The organism is Desulfotomaculum sp. 1211_IL3151 (genome assembly GCF_036763075.1).
Lineage (GTDB): Bacteria > Bacillota > Desulfotomaculia > Desulfotomaculales > Desulfotomaculaceae > Desulfotomaculum.
In genome coordinates this window covers 18,229-37,177 of record NZ_JBAIYV010000047.1, presented here as the reverse complement: position 1 = coordinate 37,177, position 18,949 = coordinate 18,229, and the positions used below count along the sequence as shown (strand labels likewise).

Sequence of the window (18,949 nt, the reverse complement as noted above, 5' to 3'; positions counted from 1 at the left end):
GTTTTGTTGTGCCCAAATCGGGGCCTAAATGGTAAAATTCACTTTCGTAGATGTAATAATTTTTATGTCACAAATAAAAAAGGGCGTGTCGCCCTACGTTTTCAATTGAACGTTTTGCGACAGCCCCCATTCTCGGCAGAATAATTCTAAGTAAATAGTTAAATAAGATCCATTTAATTTACACTTTTAAGATAGGAATTATGCTCCAAGAACTTCTGTGATCTTTTCTTCGACTTGTTCTTCTTCAACGTTTCCTGCCATTTTCCCTTGAAGCTCACCCTCATTAAAAAAAACGATGGATGGAACTCCCCTTAGGGAGAATCTCTGAGAAAGGTTTTTTTGTTCTTCTACGTCAACTGAATAGAAACCAAACTTTCCTTCATATTTAGGTTGTAAATCTTCTAACATCGGAACAACTTCTTTACATACGTGGCAGTTTTTTCTTGAAAATACGACCAAGCAGGGCTCTGCGTTATCATAGATGATTTCTTCAAAACTGTTTGAGTTTAATTGCTGTAAAGACATATTCTTCACTCCTCTTAATGTAAAGTATTTCAAACCGAATCATAAGCTTTATTCGGTCTCATTAATAATGCTGTCTATCATCTCGATCATATCTTCTCTTTCATGCAAACCGCCAATACGACGCTTATATTCATGATCTTTGAAGATGAGCAATTGGGGGATACCCCTTAGCCTAAAACGTTTGTGCAACTCAGCATATTTATCCACATCTACAAAATAAACCTCTAGTTTGCCGGCATAATAACTCACAAACTCTTCAATAATAGGAAGCAATTCCTTACAGATATCGCATCTTTCTGCAGCAAAAAATACCAGGGAGGGGGTGTCGCTATCAAAGATAAGATCGTCAAAGTTTTGTGTGTTTAGACGTTTGAATGTTTCGTAGCCCATGGTCTTCAACCGCCTCCCCAGATAATATTTACTGTAGTTTTAATTGTGATTTAAGGGTTTTATCATCCACATTACCAGTAAGTTGCAATAATAGCTCGCCTTTTTCTAGCAATAGAATGGAAGGTGTAGTCGTAACATGATACTTTTGGGCAATGCGTTTCTTACGGGAGACATCCACCTTTACTACCTTATATTTGCCACCCGTTGCAGCGATTAATGCCTCCAATCTACTTGCTAAATCAATGCTTTCATTGCTGGCAGGGCTCCAAAATACCAGTGCTACAGGCTTGTCAGCATTAACTACCTCTTCTTTAAAACTTTGCTCCTCATCCAAATATCTTTCAGCAGATACGGCAGCGATGGCACCATCGTTAGCCGCTGTAACTACCTGACGCAAGTATTTAACTCGAGCATCACCGGCTGCAAATACGCCATCCACCGAAGTCTCCATTTGCTCGTTTGCGATAATGTAGCCTCTTTCATCCAATTCAATTTTACCTTTGAGGAATTCTGTACCTGGTATCATTCCTACATATATAAAAACGCCGTGAGCTGGTAACTCCGTCAGTTCCCCGGTCTTAAGATTTTTGATTACTACGGACTCCACTTCGCCCTTGCCTTTAATTTCTGCCATAACGGAATTCCAAACAAACTCAATCTTGGGGTTATTAAAGGCCTTTTCCGCACTGGCTCTGTTGCAGTCAACGATGCCCACATCATGTAAAACAATGACGGTTACCTTACGGGCATACTTGGTGATGTACATAGCCTCTTCAATGGCAGCATCACCATTTCCTACCACTACTACATCTAAATCCGTGTAGAATTCTGCATCACAGGTGGCACAATAAGATACACCGGCTCCGCGCAAGGACTTCTCCCCAGGAATGTTTAACAAGCGTGGCTGGGAGCCAAGTGCTAGGATGATTGCTTTAGCTTGGTATTGTTGACCTTTTTTTGTATGGATCAGCTTAATGTCACCACTTAGATCCACTTGGGTGACATCTGCCTTGATAATTTCTGCACCAAATTCTTTGGCATGGCCTGCAATCGTTCTCATTAGCTCTGGACCAGATGAACTTTTGAAACCAGGAAAATTCACAATTTCACGGGTGGTAAAGGCTTGACCTCCCACAGCACCTTTTTCTAAAATAGCTGTTTTCATGCGAGCTCTTGCTCCGTAGATGCCAGAGGAAAGACCTGCTGGTCCTCCGCCGATAATAATTAAATCATAAACTGACATTATCTTCACCTCTTAGATTAATTTTAATAAGGGTTCTTTGTTTATTTCTCTAGGTATTGATAAATTACGGCACACGCAACATGGCTATGTTACTATATTCACGTGCAATTAAATTATAAAAATCACACACCTGCTTGTAAAATACTTAGTGCTTATACCCGGTATAAGCACTAGTGTTTCATATCCGTCCCATAAGGTCTTGCCAAGCATAGGTTCCAAGCCGGTATCCTCAAAGGAACCCAATGAATGATTACCTGCGAATGACATGCAACGATTGGAGTGCGCCCTCGATCGGACAATTAAGGGGTATCGATTGAGTAGGAATAATTAACGGACTGTTTATTAATTTGTAGTATTACAATCCCTGCGATAATGAGAAATCCCCCAAGTAATTGCGTGATTGTAAGTATCTCACCTAATATTACGCCAGCTAATAGGATGGTAAGAGCTGGTTCAATGGTACTAACGATGGCAGATTTACTAGCACCAAGAACAGAGATACCCTTTAAGTAAAAAATAGTCGGTACAACGGTACATACTACGGCTGTTCCTAGCCCTACTAACCAACTTGATACTCCTAAGCCGGCAGTTACTAGGCTCGTAGGGGGATAGACGATGGCAGTTGCTATACTGCATACCAACATGACATAAGCAGAAATAGCGATTGGATCTAACTTAGCGGTTAAATACTGACCATTAATATTATAAAAAGCATATAATAATGCGGACCCTAGCGCAAAGGCAATGCCTTTCCAATTTAATTGAAAGTGATCATTGAAAATGTTTATGACCATTAGACAGCCTAGAAACGATAGAAGTAATGATGCGATTTTTTTGGTGTCAATTTTCTCACTGAAAAAGAGTGCCATAATAATTACAACCATAGCAGGATAAGCATGCAGCAAAATACTAGTTATGGATGCAGACAAATATTTTACCGCGGCAGTATAACAATAAGAACAGCCAAAAAATAATAGACCTTGCACAATCAATCCTGGCAATTGCTTTTTTATCTGGCTAGGGTTATGCTTTTTTGCCACAGTCAGAATGACAAAAAGGATAACACTGGCAATAAAAAAACGTAATGTAAGAAGAATATCCATGGTCATATTTAGTTGATAGCCAACTTTATTTAAAATTGGCAGTGTGGCATAGCCCAGAGCAGCAAATAATATGAAGTAATAACCATTTAACACTCCCATACCTCCAGTATTCTTGTAACTAGGTGGCATGAGAGTGTTTTTCTTTATTTAGTTGATCAATTAGCAGGTCTAACCTTTTACGGTAACTATTAATTCGGCTATCGTTTTTACCATTGCTGCTTGACATGTCTACAAGGCGTTCCAGTCCTAATTCAATACGCAGCACCAGTAGCTGTAGATCCTTTGACGTCATTTCGTAAATAGCCCCTTTCCTCTAGAAATGGTTTAGCTCGTACACTCGTTCACATGACAATTATAAAAAGAATGTTGAGTGCTTGTAAAATATATAACAATTATAGGGGCATAACGAATAGCTATAATGGAGGTGGTTAAATGATCAAACCACCCGTCACCGCTTTTACCTACCAAGGGCCTTGGCCGCTTTTATGTTTCAGTCTCATCCTTTTGACACCGACTTTGTTTGGCAGGCGCTTGTCTACTGATGCCTTTGGCCCGCATATCAAGTAAACATTGGCATTAGACTGTTAAAGTCCCATATATGTTTTGCTTATACCGGGTATAACTAGTCGGTATTGTACAGAATTCGACATAATTTTTATAATGAAGTCGGTTAGTGAAGTTAAGTACTAACACAAAAGACCGCAAAGTGATGGCCATCACAAACAAAGGGTACACTATGAGGAGGAGATTTATGAAAAATGTTCCGGTTATGGGGGACAAGCCTATAAATGTAGCCGCCTACTTGAAATGGTTTGTGACAATCATTATCCCAATTGTAATTTTAGTGCTTCCCGAAACTGCCCTTTATACCTATCAAGTTAAAATGTTCTTATTTGTTACAACCTTAGGTATATTATTAGTGGCATTCGAACTAATGAGTTTGATGGCAGTTTCGATGATGTTCCCAGTCGGCTATTTAGTCTCAGGTTTAGTTCCGATGGAAGTAGCCTATTCAGCCTGGACAATGACAATGCCGACAGTAGTGATTGGCGGTTATTTGCTGGCAAATGTGTTAGATCGGATAGGTTTATTAAAAAGAATTGCATATTGGACAATCCTCCGAGTGGGTGGTAGTTATTACGGCCTCTTATATGGTGTATTGATTGCTGGTTTCGTTTTGAATACCGCAACAGGTGGAAATGCTTGGGTTATTATGGCCGCATTTACCTTTGGCTTATGTAAGAGTTTCGATCTGGGTAAATCCATTGATTCTGCGATTATTATGTTAGTAGGTGCTTTTTCTGCCGGTGCATCATGCGTCTTCCTTTATACACCTTATTTCATGAGTTTGATGCTTAATGCTGCTCATACGGTAGATTCTAGCATTACCTTGACTTGGCTTGGTTTCCTTATTCAAATGCTTCCATATGCTTTGTTTATCTTTGGTTTTGTTTACATGTTGCCTAAAATTTTCAAGCCAACCAAAAAATTACCGGGTAAAGAGTTCTTTGCTACAGAGTATCAAAAGCTAGGGCCAATGAGCACGGATGAAAAGAAGGGTGCCGTAGTAACCGTTTTCCTAATTGCCTTTATGCTTACTGGCAGTCTCCATCATATTGAGCTTGACTGGGCCTTCATTGTGATTCCTTGGATGTTGTATCTGCCAGGTTTCAATGTAGGAATTGATGATGACGTTAAGAAGATTGATTTCAGCATGGTATTCTTCTGTGTTGCTTGCCTAAGTATTGGCATTACCTCTGGTCATCTTGGCATCGGTAAAATATTAGCAGCAGCAATCGTACCAATTTTAGAGCCACTATCTTCTAGCATGGTGCTTGGTGCTATCTATCTGGTAGGGGTTATACTAAACTTCCTGCTCACACCCTTTGCTATCTTAGCAGGTTTTTCAGAACCAATCGCGCAAATTGCGGCAGGCCTCAATATGAATCCGATGGGTGCACTGTATGCACTTTATGTAGGTCTTGACCAGATTGCATTCCCATATGAATATCTTACGTACCTCATTTTCTATGCCTTTGGTTTAATCAAAATGGTTGATTTTATCAAGATTATGACAACTAAGATGGTATTGGCTTCATTATTAGTGTTCTTTATACTGATTCCCTGGTGGAAAGTATTGGGCATTGTGTAAAGAATTTTATACTATAGACAAAAGAAAGGGGCAACGAAGTAATGAAAAGAACAGCACTTACCAATAAGTTATTGGTATTAGGCGTCGATGGCATGGACCCAAGAATTACCAAAAAATATTTAGCAGAGGGTAAATTGCCGAACTTACAGAAATTCATTAACCGTGGAGCTGCTAGAGAAGATTTGCAGTTACTCGGAGCAATTCCTACCATTACTCCTCCTTGTTGGACAACCCTTGCTACCGGTGCATACCCTGGAACCCATGGTATCACTTGTTATTGGAGACAATCCCCCGAAAGTCTCGATGCAGTAGTTTACAATATGGACTCTCGTAATTGTACCGCAGAACAAATTTGGAATATCACCACGGAAGCAGGGATGAAGACCCTCGTCTGGCACTGGCCCGGGAGCTCTTGGCCCCCAACCTCTCAAAGCCCCAATCTGAGTGTTGTGGATGGTACACAGCCCGGTTCTGTTAATATGGGTGTTGCACAGCTTGACTGGGAAAAAGTAATTGTTGCGAATGCTGATATTAAAGAAGTTCGTTATGCACCAAGGGTGGATAAACCAGCCGGTGTTGGTTGCATCATTTCCGACCTGGAAGACACTTTGGACAACGATGTTGATGATGAAATGATGGAACTGTGGTGGGGCGATACAGCTCGTCAAGGTGGCGAAATTCGTACCTACGTTATGGATGACGAAGATACTGAAGTTGTTATTGGCAGCAAGGTAGCCTATGACATTGTTAACTCTCCGCTTAAAGATGCTGCTGGTTGGACCAATGCTCCCGAAGGCGCAAAGGAATTCACGATCCTAACTTCTGGTGGTGTAATGAGACGTCCGGCCTTAATTCTTAAGAATGATGCCGGCGAATATGACCGTGTGGCTATTTATAAGAATAAGAAGGCAGAAGCCCCCATTGCGATCATCAAAAAAGGTGAAATGGTAGCTGGAATAATCGATGATGTTACCAAGAAGGAAGTAACCAAGCCTGCCTGCCGTTCTATGAAGATTTTGGAATTGGATCCCGCAGGTACTCAAGTTAGACTTTGGATTAGTAACGCCTTGGACATTGCCAATGACATGTTATGGCACCCCAAAACTCTCTTTCAAGAAATCGTTGATCATGTTGGCGTAGTTCCGCCTGTTAGCTTAATCGGTGGTGAAGATGCCGAGTTAGTTCACGAAATCTTTGAGCCCTCTTGGGTGCAGTACAACAAATGGCAAGCTGATTGCATGAACTACCTTATCAAGGAAAAAGGCTATGAAGTAGTGTTCTCCCACCTGCACAATATTGATTGTGCTGGACACCAGTTATGGCACCTGGCTAAGACACTGCCAGAATGGGCTCATACAGATGAAGTAACCTATCAAGGATTTATTGAAAAGTTCTACCTGCAGACAGATGATTACCTCGGTGAATTCATGCACTTACTGGATGAAGAATGGACTATATTATTAGTTAGTGACCATGGCCTCATCGTTGGGGAGAATGTACCTCCTATCTTAGGTGAGTACGGTGGCCTCAATACGAAAGTTATGGAAAAGCTGGGCTATACCGTTATGAAAAAAGATGAAAATGGTAATACCCTAAGAGAAGTGGATTGGGAAAAGACCAGAGCAATTCAGATTCGCAGCAACTATATTTATATCAACCTCAAAGGCCGTGACAAGTACGGCATTGTGGATCCCAAGGATAAGTATGAGTTAGAAGAGCAAATCATCAATGACCTGTATAATTACAGAGATGAAAGAACTGGCAGACGTGTCGTAGGCATCTGCCTAAGAAACAAAGACGCGGTGTTAATTGGTACCCATGGACCAGAATGTGGTGATATTTTCTTCTCCATTGAAGAAGGACACACCCGATTGCATGGCGATAGTATTTCAACTTCGGAAGGTTATCATGATTCATCCGTTTCTCCGATCTTCGTAGCGGCAGGACCTGGTATTAAGCCTGGCTTTACAACAGATCGTATCATCCGGCAAGTTGACGTTGCACCTTCCGTCTCAGCGTTGCTAGGTTTACGTTATCCTGCCCAATGCGAAGGTGCCCCAATTTACCAGATTTTCACAGAAGAAGTTTAATAAATATTAAGAAGCAGCTATCAGCAGGATAGCTGCTTCTTAATAGCGTACAGCAACGCCATGAATCGAATTTGGGATAGGCCTCCTGGATATGTCCAGGAGGTTTTGCAACACAATCAAAAAGTATAAAATTTTAAGGGTGATAACATTAAGAAAGTTCATAAAAATTACGATGCAATAGGTTTTGCTCATAGCGGGCATAATTTTTAAGGATTCTATTTGAGGTAAGGGTTAAAAAGGAAAAGGGATCTCAAGAGTCAGTGGAAAATATCAAAATGCTATAATAATGTTTTAGGGATGGAGTATAATATTAAATCATTAGCAAAGAAAAAACAGAGGTGATGGAATGCGTCTAGAACAACTCTATTATCTTGTTGAGATATACCGATCTAAAACAATATCTTTGGCCGCAGAGCGTTCACATATTTCTCAACCGGCTCTCAGTGCATCCATTAGTAAATTGGAAGATGAATTAGGCGTTCTTCTGTTAAAAAGAACAAACCAAGGGGCCTATCCAACTGAGATTGGGGAAGCCATTATCGATAAAGCAAAATATATTTTAAATACAGTGGAAGAGATTAAGGAAATCGCCAAGATTAACAACCTGGAACTAAAGGGAAATATTTCGATGGCTGTAGAACCAGGTTTTAATATAACGATTATGCCGGAAGTGCTTACCAATTTTAAATATAACCACCCGAAGGTAGACATATTTATTAAGGTAGGAGAATCCAATAATATATTCCGAGACATTCAGGCAGGTAAAGCCGATTTTGGTATTACTTTGAAGACAGATGAAATTTTACAGGCAAAGGATATTAATATTAGGGATCTGCTTAATGATAAACTAACGCTAATCACAGGTAAAGATAATACCATTGCCAAAAATAAAACAATAAGCTTAGAAGAGGCCCTAGCCCAGCCTGTTGTGCTATATAATACTGAGTATGTAACGAACTGTGGTATATCGAGTATCCTAAGAAAATATGGCGATATCAATGTTTTGTTCAGAGTAGACAATTTAGAAATGCTGGAAAAGATCTTATTACACGGGGATTGTGTTGCCTTTATACCGCATTTAATGGCGGAAGAATATGCTAAGTTCAGTGAGATTGTAACGATTCCTATCCGTGACGTTGCTTTAGAAATTACGATAGTAATCATATGGTCAAATCGGCATCTCCTCTCCATGGTAGAAAAAGAATTAATTAAGGGCATAAAATCTACCTGCTGTGAGGTTAAGTAGAAATCAGGAAAAATTAAGGAGAAATCATCATGAGTTATTTAATGCTTGCAATTGTATGTGAACTGGTTGGAACATCTCTACTCAAGGCTTCCGATGGGTTTTCTAAATTATTTCCTACGGTGGGGCTGCTAATAGGTTTTACCCTAGCATTTTTCTTTTTGTCCTTATCGCTTAAAACAATACCACTAAATATTGCCTATGCCATTTGGTCTGGGTTAGGGACAGTGGCAACTGTCATCATATCCATATTAATTTGGAAGGAAAAAGTCAATTTTGCCAGTGTTACAGGCATTGCCTTAATTATCATTGGGGTTATTGTATTGAATATGTATGGACCCGGCCATAGTGAGGCAAAGAATACCGAACGTACAGTTCAGGACAATAGCAATCGCTTTTTCCAAGCGAATAAATAGGAAACAATCGCATAAGCAAAAAACATGCCTTAACCCTTGGCGGGGTTGAGGCATGTTTTTTTATTACGGTCAGGGTTAACTGATAACCATACTGGCAATGGAACAGTGGGGTGATGTGGTGATCGCTTTGATATTTTTACGGAAGCGCTCATATCTCATCGTACAGTATTCCAAGAAGTCGTCACCATTGTAATGCCGAATTAAAGCCCAGACTGTCCAGAGTAGATCTTGAGCCATCATAAAGCCCTTTATTTTGAACTCTTCTTCCAGGGTTAGTGGTTGTCCAAAGTAGTTTTGAATTAAAGCATGAATGGCGTCAGCAGAAAGTTTAGATTCCAGGATGTAGGCTGCCACATCCCAACAGGGATCATTCATGCCGGAATATTCCCAGTCTATCAGATAGGTTCTGCTGGAATTGTCGATGATAAAGTTTTCAGGCACGGTGTCATTGTGGCAGGGGACCAAGCTTGTACTCTTAATATTTTTTTGCATAAAAGTGACCAATTGTTCTTTAAACGTTTTGTAATCGAAGAACAAGTCGCCGCGTTGTTGATGGATGATCCGTTCGTATTTGGCCAGCTCCGTTTGCCAATCAAAGCGGTTGGGAAAGGGCTTTGAAAAGGAGTGAATTCTTTTCATTAAGCTGGCAACAGCTTCCAAGTTTTTAGGGGAACCCGGATCGGCCTGAGCTATGTTTTGGCTATTTTTAATGTAGATGCTGATTTTAACGCCGCTATCTTCATCAAAGTAAAAGCAATCCGAGTTTACGCCAAACTCTGAAGCAATGCAATTATTGATCATTTCCATTTTACGATCAATAATTTGTTCGGTCATGCCGCCGGGTTGTCGGATAACATATTCGCTGCCCTTAATGTTCATTATGTAGTTGTAATTGGTAAGCCCACCGGCAAAGCGGGATTTATCGAATACAATACTTTCATCTTGAAAAACATAACGCAGCTTTTGTTGGACCAATTCTTCCATATTCATATATGTTACTCCACCAAGTTAGTTAAAATTGGATTTTAGGATATTGTAAGCTTACTTTAGCAAAAAAAACGAACAAAATCAATGCATTTGGATCGGCATATTGGTCTGGCAATAAATTTCAATAGTTTTTTGTCAAATCAGCCTTTTGTCTCAATTATTCAACAAAGTCACTTTAATACAATAACCAAATTTTATTGGACATAAAAGTACTAATTATAGTTATTGATTATTCAAAATAATAATTTCTGCATGCGTTATTATAAAAACAACAAGTTACAGTGCGAATTATCAGTCAATTTTAAAAGGGCCTTCCGGTATTTTGGTGAGTAGACTGATAACGGCCAAATTATAAGCAAAGGAAAGGAATTATTCTATGAACAACACCTTAGTTCCTGCCAATGCAGCCGCGGTTGCTGCGAAAAAAAAGCTGTCTGCTAATTTTTTCAAAAAAGGAGTTATCGTTGGAATTCTTTCCGGCATGTGCTACGGGCTTTATTCCGCATTTTTGACCTTGGGTATGGCGAATGGGGTTTGGGCGGACTGGTATGGCGCAAATACTGTCGCTCTTTCGGCCTTTGTGATTACGTATATGCTAGGATCCCTGGGTAGTGCCCTGAACGACACCATAAGTGCCCTCTGGTGCATGGGCATTGCCGCTTTTAAAGGAAAGCTGGGCGACTATTTCAGGACATTGAAAACAAAGCCAGGCAAAATGATGATCATTGCAGCCCTCATAGGAGGACCCATTTCAAGCACGGCATATGTTGTTGCCCTTCAAATGGCTGGGTCTATCATCATTCCAATTACTGCTCTTTGTCCTGCCATCGGGGCAATCCTGGCAAGAGTCCTATTCAAGCAAAAGCTTACTCCCCGTATGATGCTTGGCATTGCAATCTGCTTCATCGCTTCTTTAATGATCGGCAGCACAAGCATGAGTGCTGATGCGCCGGAAAATCTGCTCCTTGGAATCTGTATCGCTTTTATCTGTGCCTTCGGTTGGGGATTGGAAGGCTGTGTGGCAGGTTATGGAACCTCCATGATCGACTATGAGATTGGGATTACCATTCGTCAGAGCACCTCTGGTCTTTCCAATCTGATCATCCTGGTTCCGCTTTTTGCGATAATGGCGGGAAATATCGGTCTTGCCCCTTCGCTTGCAGTACAAGCCGTTACAAGCGGCCCAGCAATCGGTTGGTTTATAGTCAGTGGTTTCTTCGCTGTATTCGCATACAGCCTATGGTATAAGGGCAATAGCATGTGCGGTGCGGCCCTAGGCATGGCCTGTAATGGTGCGTTTTCTTTCTGGGGACCGTTTTTCTGCTGGATGGTGCTTGGTGTATTTGCTGGTATAGAGGGCTGGTCTCTGCCACCCATCGCCTGGGCGGCGGCGGTTGTGATGGCATTCGGTATCTTGGTCATTGCGATGAATCCGTTAGACTTATTCAGAAGGAAGGAGGCCTAGGCCAATGAAACCACTGAACTACGCTATATTAAAGCATTTTACAAAGGTGAAGGAAGCCTGTGCCGACGATGTGATCGAAGCGTTAAAGGGAGAGTACGGCCATTACAAAGCGTTGAAAAAACCAGCTGTCATTGAAGCCATCATGACAGGCGAGGCTAATGGACTCCTGGAAGAAACAAGATTTGATCTTGACGAAAAGGGAGAACTAAGAGTGTATTACCGCGCACACGAAGAAGGAGCGGCAACGATAAACAGCTACATCCCTGATTAGCCATCGTTCTTTTTTCAGGCAGGACGGTAATTTTGGCTGATCCTGCCTGAAGTTGAAAAAACGTGAACTTATTTTTCTGAGATAGATATGCCTTGGCGGGTTGGATAGTGGAGTAATGTGGAAAAAGGAGTTGCTTCGATGAAATACTCTGGCGAAGAAGCTTTGGGTCTCGTTGAAACAAGAGGCATGGTGCCTGCCATTCAAGCGGCGGATGTCATGCTTAAAACAGCTGACGTTGTTCTTGTTTCCTATGAAAATGTGGGTTCCGGGCTTGTCACGGTCATGGTTAAAGGCGATGTGGCAGCCGTGAGATCAGCTGTGGAAAGTGGTGCGGCAGCGGCGGCAGCCATTGGTGAGCTAACGGCCTCTCACGTCATGCCACGCCCCATCAGCCGGGTAGGCAAGATTGTTTCGAAGCATGACATTGATGCGGAATAAACATGGATTATTTTGGAAGGAGAAGCCGCATGGAGAAAAATGACGCTTTAGGGTTCATAGAAACCTTTGGCCTGGTTTCAGTACTGGAAGCTGCGGATGCCATGTGCAAGGCTGCGGATGTGGAATTAATTGGGTATGAAAATGTGGCTTCTGGTTTAATTTCTGTTGTTGTGCGTGGTGACGTGGGAGCAGTGAAAGCGGCTGTGGAGGCGGGCATCAAAGAAGCCAGCAAGGTGGGTAAGATCTATAGTTCCCTGGTCATTGCCAGGCCGCATGCGGACATACAAAAGATTATAGCCAGGTACAGTCTCGACTATTAAATGGTAAATGTCTATATTTTTACGGATGGCAAGGGGGGAGTAATTGAGAGATGAATAGGATTGACAATGATTTGCTCTCCGTCCAAGAGGCTCGGATTCTTGTGGAAAATGCCCGCGAGGCACAAAAGATACTGGCTACCTTTCCACAGGAGAAACTGGATAAAATTGTTGAGCAGATGGCCCAAGAGGCTTATAAGCATGCCAAGGAACTTGCCATCATGTCCCAGGAGGAAACGGGATTTGGCAAGTGGCAGGACAAGTTTATCAAAAATGTTTTTGCCTGTGATTTTATCTATAAAAAAATTAGAGATATGAAAGTGGTTGGCATTATTGCCGAGGACAAAGAAAATAAGACCATGGATATTGGTGTACCTGTGGGGGTGATTGTGGCTGTACCACCTTCCACCAACCCGGTATCCACCACAATATATAAAACCTTGATTGCCATTAAATCGGGCAATGCCATTGTTTTTTCGCCTCATCCTAAGGCTAAAAAAACCATTGGCAAGGTGCTGGATATCTTAATACGAGCGGCCGAGGAAAGTGGCTTGCCCAGCGGGGCCATTGCCTATCTGCAAACACTGGCGGTTGACGGTACGGTTGCTTTGATGAACCACCAGGACACAGCACTCATCCTGATTACAGGGGTGCCCCAAATGGTTAGGGCGGCACATACATCAGGAAAGCCGACCATTAATGGTGGACCCGGCAATGGACCAGCCTTTATCGAGCGTTCTGCGGATATTAAAAAGGCCGTGGCAGATATTATTGCCAGCAGAACCTTCGATAATGGAATCGTCTCAGCTTCGGAGCAATCCATCGTTGCCGAGGGATGCATAGCCGAAGAAGTAAGGCAAGAGCTGAAGCGAAAGGGTGCTTACTTCTTGTCGGTCTTGGAATCGGAAAGACTCAGTAAGTTCTTTTTTCTCCGGGATGGCAGTATCAATCCTGAAATTGTCGGAAAGTCTGCCAAAGAGGTGGCTCGAACAATCGGCCTCACCGTTCCGGAAGATACCAAGGTGCTGATTTCAGAACAAAAATATGTATCTCCCAGCAATCCCTATTCCAGAGAAAAGCTCTGCCCGGTGCTGGCATTTTATGTGGAAAAGGACTGGATGAATGCCTGCGAAAAGTGTATTGAGCTGCTGGTGAATGAAGGACTGGGACATACTTTGGTTATCCATTCGAAGAATGAGCATGTGATTCAAGAATTTGCTCTAAAAAAACCGGTATCCAGAATACTGGTGAATACGCCAGCCACCTTAGGGGGAATAGGGGCCACAACCAATCTTTTTCCTGCTTTAACCCTGGGTTGCGGTGCAGCAGGTGGTGGCATTACATCGGATAATGTCTCGCCAATGAACCTAATTAACATCCGAAAAGTTGGCTATGGTGTGCGACGAATGGAAGATCTAGCGAAAGAGGTTCAGTCGGCGGAAGTCACTGAAATAAGCGGCAATCAAATTTTGGTCAAGCAGCAAGCAACGCAAGATGCACAAGCTTTAGAGGAACTTCTGGAAAGGTTAATTGAGCACCTAAAGCAGCACGGATGATGTTGAGGTGAATAGCAGCAATGAAAAAATTTGTTCTTAAACCCAAGATTTATTTTAATGAGGGCTCCATGGAATTTCTGAAAGAGGTTAAAGGGTCCTGCGCATTTATTGTTTCGGATTCCATTATGGAAAAGTTAGGTTATCTCCAGAAAACCATCGATTATCTTAAGGAATCAGGGATACAGTCGGAAGTTTTTACAGAAGTACGCCCTGACCCAGATGTGAAAGTCATTGCCGCAGGGATCAAGCGCTACTTGGAAACCCAAGCAGATACCATCGTGGCCTTGGGCGGGGGCTCTGTCATCGATGCTGCCAAAGGTATTTTATACTCCCTATGGCAGTTCAGCAAAGCAGCTGGGGAGGAGTTTAAAAAACCGCTCTTTATTGCCATTCCTTCCACCAGCGGGACAGGCTCCGAAGTGACCAACTTCTCTGTGATTACCGCAGAAGGCGAAAAGGTATGCCTCGTAGATGACTGGATGGCTCCGGATATCGCCATACTGGATTCTACTTGCATCCAGCACGTACCCCAACAGGTGGTGGCCGATACGGGTATCGATGCTTTGGTACATGCCATCGAGGCCTATGTTTCCACCGAGGCAACCATTTGTACAGATGCCCTTGCGGAAAAAGCAATTCAATTAATTTTTGCAGATCTCAAGACTTTATATCACGACACGAACGATTCCGGTGCCAGAGAGCGTATTCAAAAGGCATCTTGTTTAGCCGGTATGGCTTTTACAAATGCGGGTCTTGGGATCAACCACAGCTTGGCCCATGCTTTAGGAGCAATCTTTCATATCTCCCACGGGCGGTCCAACGCGCTGCTGCTGAATGCAGTGCTGGAATATAACGCTAATTTGAGCAGCAAAGCACAGAAAAGTGTAGCTGAAAAGTATGCCAAGTTAGCCGCGGTGTTGCAATTACCTGCTCGTACATACCGAGAAGGGACAATTAATTTCTTGCAGGCCGTCAAAGACTTGACCAAAGCCCTGGGTATCCCCAAAGGCATCCAAGAATTAGGCGTTGATAAAAGCAAATTTGAGAACCAGCTTGATAATATGGCAGATCTGGCCCTGAATGATCGGTGCACTCCCAGCAATCCCAGGCAACCATCCAGGGAAGATTTAATCGCTATCTATAAAAAGTCGTTTTAAGAAATCAAAGGACCTGAATAAAGGGAAAGGGAGGAAAAAAGTTGGATATTAAAGAGTTTACCAATCGGTTTGCGGATGCCACAAAACACTTATCGCCGGAAGAAACCGCAGCCGTCATGAAACTTTTCCAGGGCATTTCCAAAGAATTGTCCACAAACCGTCCTGTAACCAATCATACGGAAACCAAATCCCCTGTGTTTGAAGGGGAAATTAACGGGCTGACACCACGTTTGGAGCGATTGAAAGCAGCCTACCTAAAAGTAAAACCCAGTGTTAGTATCTATCGGGCCAGGGCCTTCACCCAAGTGACCAAAGAAAACCCAGGGCTGCCTAAAATTCTGCTCCGGGCTAAATGCTTCAGAGGAGCTTGTGAGACAGCTCCCTTGGTTATTCAAAAGGATGAACTGATTGTTGGACATCCCTGCGGTAAAGCCAGAGCCGGCGCAGTATCACCGGATATTGCTTGGAGATGGATTCGAGACGAGCTGGATACCATGTCCAGCAGACCCCAGGACCCCTTCGAAATCACCGAAGAAGACAAGCGGATTTTACGGGAAGAGATCTTTCCCTTCTGGGAAGGTAAAAGCGTGGATGAAATCTGCCAGCAACAATATGAAGAAGCTGGCATATGGTCCTTCTCGGGTGAAGCCTTTGTCAGTGATCTTTCGTACCACCAGATCAATGGTGGGGGGGACACCTGCCCTGGTTATGACGTAATCCTGATTAAAAAGGGCATTAATGGTACAAGACAGGAAGCCGTAGAAAGACTAAGCAAATTATCAATGGAAAATCCCGAGGACATTGATAAGATCTACTTCTACAAAGCTCAAATAGAGACGTGTGACGGAATTTTGGCCTATGCCAAGAGACTTTCCGATTATGCCAGGGAACTGGCAGACAGGGAGCAAGATTCAGCCCGCAAGATAGAGCTTTATAAGATTTCCGATATTTTGACTTATGTACCAGCCAATCCACCCCGGACCTTCCATGAAGCGCTTCAGTCAATCTGGACGCTGGAGTCCCTATTTAATGTGGAAGAAAACCAGACCGGTATTTCTCTGGGACGCTTGGATCAATACGTTTATCCCATGTTCAAAGCCGATATGGAAGCTGGGCGTATGAACAAACTGGAAGCCTTTGAACTTCTTAGTTGCTTTATTATTAAATGCTCGGAAGTCATGTGGTTGTCCAGTGAACTGGGAGCAAAATATTTCGCCGGCTATCAACCCTTTGTCAACTTGACAATTGGCGGACAGAGGAGAACCGGTGGTGATGCAACCAATGACCTGACCTATCTAATCATGGATGCCGTTCGCTTCACCAAAATGTATCAACCGTCCCTGGCTTGCCGGATTCACAACAAATCACCGCAAGAGTATTTAAAGAAAATTGTAGATGTGGTTAAAGCAGGGCTTGGCTTCCCCGCTTGCCATTTTGATGATAGTCACATTAAGATGATGCTTGCCAAGGGCTTTAGTATGGAAGATGCAAGGGATTATTGCCTGATGGGCTGCGTTGAGGCTCAGAAGTCCGGCAGAATCTATCAGTGGACCTCCACCGGTTATACCCAGTGGCCCATTGCCATTGAATTTGTTCTGAATCGAGGCATGATGAAGTGGCATAAAACCATGCAAGGCCTCGACACCGGGGAGCTTGACAACATCAAAACCTTTGAAGAATTTGATGCTGCAGTTAAAAAGCAAATTGAACATATTATCCGTTTATCTGCCATCGGAACCCTAATCAGCCAGCGGGTGCACAGAGACCTTGCTCCAAAACCCCTGATGTCCTTGCTGGTAGAAGGTTGCATGGAAAAAGGTACCGATGTTACAAACGGCGGGGCTCTGATCAATTACGGACCCGGACTGATCTTCTCAGGCCTTGGAACCTATGCGGATTCGATGGCAGCCATTAAAAAGCTGGTCTTCGATGACAAGAAATACACACTGAAACAAATGAGAGATGCCCTGGCTGCTAACTTTGTAGGCTACGAAACCCTGCGCACCGATTGCCTGAGTGCACCGAAATATGGCAATGACGATGACTATGCGGATGAAATTGCTGCAGACCTCGTATCCTGGACGGAAAGGGTGCACCGCTCCCATAAAATGTTGTACTCACATTTTAGCCATGGTACCCTCTCTATTTCCAACAACACACCCATTGGTGAAATTACCGGAGCATCAGCCAATGGTCGCCTGGACTGGACACCACTTTCTGATGGTATCAGCCCCACACAAGGTGCCGATAAGTTGGGACCCACTGCCATCATTAAATCGGTTAGCAAACTGGATAACGAAGCAATGAATATCGGCATGGTGCATAACTTCAAACTGTTACGAGGCATTCTGGAAACGCCCGAAGGAGAAAACGGCCTGATTACCTTACTCAGAACGGCCTCCATCCTTGGCAATGGTCAAATGCAATTCAGTTATGTTGACAACGAAGTATTGAAGAAAGCCCAACTAGAACCGGACAAGTATCGGGACTTAATTATTCGTGTGGCCGGGTATAGTGCCTACTTCGTAGAGCTATGCAAGGAAGTACAGGACGAGATTATCAGCAGAACCGTGTTGGATCACTTTTAAGTTTTGCTAAAAGGGATGGGGACAAATTATGAGTACAGCAAAGGGTAGTATTTTGGAAAGAAAAGCAAGAATCTTCAATGTCCAGAAGTATTCCATCTATGATGGACCAGGTGTCAGAACATTAATTTTCTTTAAGGGATGCCCCCTAAGGTGCAAATGGTGTTCGAACCCGGAGGGACTTGAAAGAAAATACCAAGTCATGTTCAAAGAAGATCTGTGCATTCACTGCGGAAGTTGTATTCCTGTTTGTCCCGTCCAAATCCATCATTTCCAGGACGCAGCAGGTGGCCCGAAGCACAAAATAAACAGAACCACTGATTGTGTTGGTTGCAGAAAGTGTGAAACTGTTTGCCCGAAACAGGCATTATCGGTTGTGGGCTCGGACCAAACCATTTCCGAGGTTCTGGAAATCATCCAACAAGATACACTCTTCTACCTGAGTTCAGGTGGAGGAGTCACTCTTGGGGGAGGGGAAGTCACGGCACAGCCGGAGTTTGCCGCTAATTTACTGACGGAATGTAAACGCTTGGGGATTCACACAGCCATCGAAACCTCTGGCTATACAAAACTAGACAACCTGCTCTTGATGGCTCCGTTTACTGATTTGTTCCTCTATGATATTAAGCACATTGACTCGGAGCGGCATTATGAACTAACCGGAGTACCCAATGAACGTATTCTGGATAACCTTACGGAACTCATCCGCCGGGGCTATCATGTGAAAATCAGGATGCCCCTTCTTAGGGGATTGAATGACAGTGAAGAAACCATCCGCAGAACCCTGGAGTTTCTACAGACTTTCAAATACTATAAAAACTTTCTGGGTATAGACTTGCTGCCCTATCATAAATTGGGCATCAACAAATACAGGCAATTGGATATGCAATATGCCATTACGGAAGACTTGAGTTTCAAAGCAGAAGAGTTAGATAAGATTGAAGGGTTTATTAAGGGTTATGACCTGCAAGTGGAAGTCATCAGACATTAAATGGTATAGATCGGAGGGAA

The 18,949-nt window shown here is 43.0% G+C and carries 17 protein-coding genes and 1 pseudogene; 12 read left to right on the top strand and 6 right to left on the bottom strand.

Annotated elements, in window-relative coordinates; all coding sequences use genetic code 11:
* Positions 1–198: 198 nt before the first annotated feature.
* The 5 genes from V6C11_RS13380 to V6C11_RS13360 form a co-directional block, all read right to left on the bottom strand.
* Entirely contained in the window at positions 199–525 is a 327-nt protein-coding gene (locus V6C11_RS13380; protein WP_333531695.1) for a thioredoxin family protein, read from the bottom strand.
* A 48-nt stretch (positions 526–573) separates the two neighbouring features.
* On the bottom strand, positions 574–915 hold the full coding sequence (locus tag V6C11_RS13375) for a thioredoxin family protein (protein WP_333531694.1): 342 nt from the start codon (positions 913–915) through the stop codon (positions 574–576).
* Positions 916–943: 28 nt separating this feature from the next.
* The gene (gene trxB, locus V6C11_RS13370; protein WP_333531693.1) at positions 944–2,158 is read right to left on the bottom strand and encodes a thioredoxin-disulfide reductase; all 1,215 of its coding nucleotides are present in this window, start codon (positions 2,156–2,158) and stop codon (positions 944–946) included.
* Positions 2,159–2,457: 299 nt separating this feature from the next.
* Positions 2,458–3,354 carry a DMT family transporter gene (locus V6C11_RS13365; protein ID WP_333531692.1) on the bottom strand — a complete coding sequence of 299 codons (897 nt, stop codon included), beginning with the start codon at positions 3,352–3,354 and terminating at the stop codon, positions 2,458–2,460.
* A 25-nt stretch (positions 3,355–3,379) separates the two neighbouring features.
* On the bottom strand, positions 3,380–3,553 hold the full coding sequence (locus tag V6C11_RS13360; RefSeq protein WP_333531691.1) for a hypothetical protein: 174 nt from the start codon (positions 3,551–3,553) through the stop codon (positions 3,380–3,382).
* A 459-nt stretch (positions 3,554–4,012) separates the two neighbouring features.
* Here V6C11_RS13360 and V6C11_RS13355 point away from each other — a divergent pair, with 459 nt between their 5' ends.
* The 4 genes and pseudogenes from V6C11_RS13355 to V6C11_RS13340 all read left to right on the top strand — a co-directional run.
* Positions 4,013–5,413, top strand: a complete 1,401-nt coding sequence (locus V6C11_RS13355; RefSeq protein ID WP_333531690.1) for an SLC13 family permease — start codon at positions 4,013–4,015, stop codon at positions 5,411–5,413.
* A gap of 41 nt (positions 5,414–5,454) precedes the next feature.
* Positions 5,455–7,503 carry an alkaline phosphatase family protein gene (locus V6C11_RS13350; protein WP_333531689.1) on the top strand — a complete coding sequence of 683 codons (2,049 nt, stop codon included), beginning with the start codon at positions 5,455–5,457 and terminating at the stop codon, positions 7,501–7,503.
* 346 nt (positions 7,504–7,849) lie between these two features.
* Positions 7,850–8,749: a LysR family transcriptional regulator gene (locus V6C11_RS13345; RefSeq protein WP_333531688.1), complete on the top strand. Its 900-nt coding sequence runs from the start codon at positions 7,850–7,852 to the stop codon at positions 8,747–8,749.
* 29 nt (positions 8,750–8,778) lie between these two features.
* Positions 8,779–9,093 (top strand): annotated as a pseudogene (locus tag V6C11_RS13340) (DMT family transporter); the annotation flags it as partial.
* Between the two features lie 144 nt (positions 9,094–9,237).
* On the opposite strand, the gene V6C11_RS13335 reads toward V6C11_RS13340, so the two are convergent.
* A complete protein-coding gene (locus V6C11_RS13335) occupies positions 9,238–10,152 on the bottom strand; it encodes a phosphotransferase (protein ID WP_333531686.1) in 915 nt (304 codons plus the stop codon).
* Between the two features lie 373 nt (positions 10,153–10,525).
* Here V6C11_RS13335 and V6C11_RS13330 point away from each other — a divergent pair, with 373 nt between their 5' ends.
* The 8 genes from V6C11_RS13330 (at position 10,526) to cutD (ending at position 18,929) form a co-directional block, all read left to right on the top strand.
* Positions 10,526–11,614, top strand: a complete 1,089-nt coding sequence (locus V6C11_RS13330; RefSeq protein ID WP_333531685.1) for a hypothetical protein — start codon at positions 10,526–10,528, stop codon at positions 11,612–11,614.
* 4 nt (positions 11,615–11,618) lie between these two features.
* Positions 11,619–11,885 carry a hypothetical protein gene (locus V6C11_RS13325; protein WP_333531684.1) on the top strand — a complete coding sequence of 89 codons (267 nt, stop codon included), beginning with the start codon at positions 11,619–11,621 and terminating at the stop codon, positions 11,883–11,885.
* Between the two features lie 138 nt (positions 11,886–12,023).
* Positions 12,024–12,323 (top strand): BMC domain-containing protein, encoded by a 300-nt coding sequence (locus V6C11_RS13320; protein WP_333531683.1) that lies wholly within the window; start codon positions 12,024–12,026, stop codon positions 12,321–12,323.
* A gap of 29 nt (positions 12,324–12,352) precedes the next feature.
* Positions 12,353–12,643, top strand: coding sequence for a BMC domain-containing protein (locus V6C11_RS13315; RefSeq protein ID WP_333531682.1), 291 nt, complete (start codon positions 12,353–12,355; stop codon positions 12,641–12,643).
* A 50-nt stretch (positions 12,644–12,693) separates the two neighbouring features.
* The gene (locus V6C11_RS13310; protein ID WP_333531681.1) at positions 12,694–14,196 is read left to right on the top strand and encodes an acetaldehyde dehydrogenase (acetylating); all 1,503 of its coding nucleotides are present in this window, start codon (positions 12,694–12,696) and stop codon (positions 14,194–14,196) included.
* A 20-nt stretch (positions 14,197–14,216) separates the two neighbouring features.
* Entirely contained in the window at positions 14,217–15,353 is a 1,137-nt protein-coding gene (locus tag V6C11_RS13305; RefSeq protein WP_333531680.1) for a 1-propanol dehydrogenase PduQ, read from the top strand.
* Positions 15,354–15,394: 41 nt separating this feature from the next.
* Complete coding sequence (cutC, locus tag V6C11_RS13300) at positions 15,395–17,941, top strand: choline trimethylamine-lyase (RefSeq protein WP_333531679.1); 2,547 nt, start codon at positions 15,395–15,397, stop codon at positions 17,939–17,941.
* A gap of 28 nt (positions 17,942–17,969) precedes the next feature.
* The gene (gene cutD, locus V6C11_RS13295) at positions 17,970–18,929 is read left to right on the top strand and encodes a choline TMA-lyase-activating enzyme (RefSeq protein WP_333531678.1); all 960 of its coding nucleotides are present in this window, start codon (positions 17,970–17,972) and stop codon (positions 18,927–18,929) included.
* Positions 18,930–18,949 lie beyond the last annotated feature (20 nt).

What these genes read in the sequence shown, in the direction of transcription:
- V6C11_RS13380 (WP_333531695.1), bottom strand. Translation starts at nt 525, where the DNA reads ATGTCTTTACAGCAATTAAACTCAAACAGTTTTGAAGAAATCATCTAT.
- V6C11_RS13375 (WP_333531694.1), bottom strand. Translation starts at nt 915, where the DNA reads ATGGGCTACGAAACATTCAAACGTCTAAACACACAAAACTTTGACGAT.
- trxB (WP_333531693.1), bottom strand. Translation starts at nt 2,158, where the DNA reads ATGTCAGTTTATGATTTAATTATTATCGGCGGAGGACCAGCAGGTCTT.
- V6C11_RS13360 (WP_333531691.1), bottom strand. Translation starts at nt 3,553, where the DNA reads ATGACGTCAAAGGATCTACAGCTACTGGTGCTGCGTATTGAATTAGGA.
- V6C11_RS13355 (WP_333531690.1), top strand. Translation starts at nt 4,013, where the DNA reads ATGAAAAATGTTCCGGTTATGGGGGACAAGCCTATAAATGTAGCCGCC.
- V6C11_RS13350 (WP_333531689.1), top strand. Translation starts at nt 5,455, where the DNA reads ATGAAAAGAACAGCACTTACCAATAAGTTATTGGTATTAGGCGTCGAT.
- V6C11_RS13345 (WP_333531688.1), top strand. Translation starts at nt 7,850, where the DNA reads ATGCGTCTAGAACAACTCTATTATCTTGTTGAGATATACCGATCTAAA.
- V6C11_RS13335 (WP_333531686.1), bottom strand. Translation starts at nt 10,152, where the DNA reads ATGAATATGGAAGAATTGGTCCAACAAAAGCTGCGTTATGTTTTTCAA.
- V6C11_RS13330 (WP_333531685.1), top strand. Translation starts at nt 10,526, where the DNA reads ATGAACAACACCTTAGTTCCTGCCAATGCAGCCGCGGTTGCTGCGAAA.
- V6C11_RS13325 (WP_333531684.1), top strand. Translation starts at nt 11,619, where the DNA reads ATGAAACCACTGAACTACGCTATATTAAAGCATTTTACAAAGGTGAAG.
- V6C11_RS13320 (WP_333531683.1), top strand. Translation starts at nt 12,024, where the DNA reads ATGAAATACTCTGGCGAAGAAGCTTTGGGTCTCGTTGAAACAAGAGGC.
- V6C11_RS13315 (WP_333531682.1), top strand. Translation starts at nt 12,353, where the DNA reads ATGGAGAAAAATGACGCTTTAGGGTTCATAGAAACCTTTGGCCTGGTT.
- V6C11_RS13310 (WP_333531681.1), top strand. Translation starts at nt 12,694, where the DNA reads ATGAATAGGATTGACAATGATTTGCTCTCCGTCCAAGAGGCTCGGATT.
- V6C11_RS13305 (WP_333531680.1), top strand. Translation starts at nt 14,217, where the DNA reads ATGAAAAAATTTGTTCTTAAACCCAAGATTTATTTTAATGAGGGCTCC.
- cutD (WP_333531678.1), top strand. Translation starts at nt 17,970, where the DNA reads ATGAGTACAGCAAAGGGTAGTATTTTGGAAAGAAAAGCAAGAATCTTC.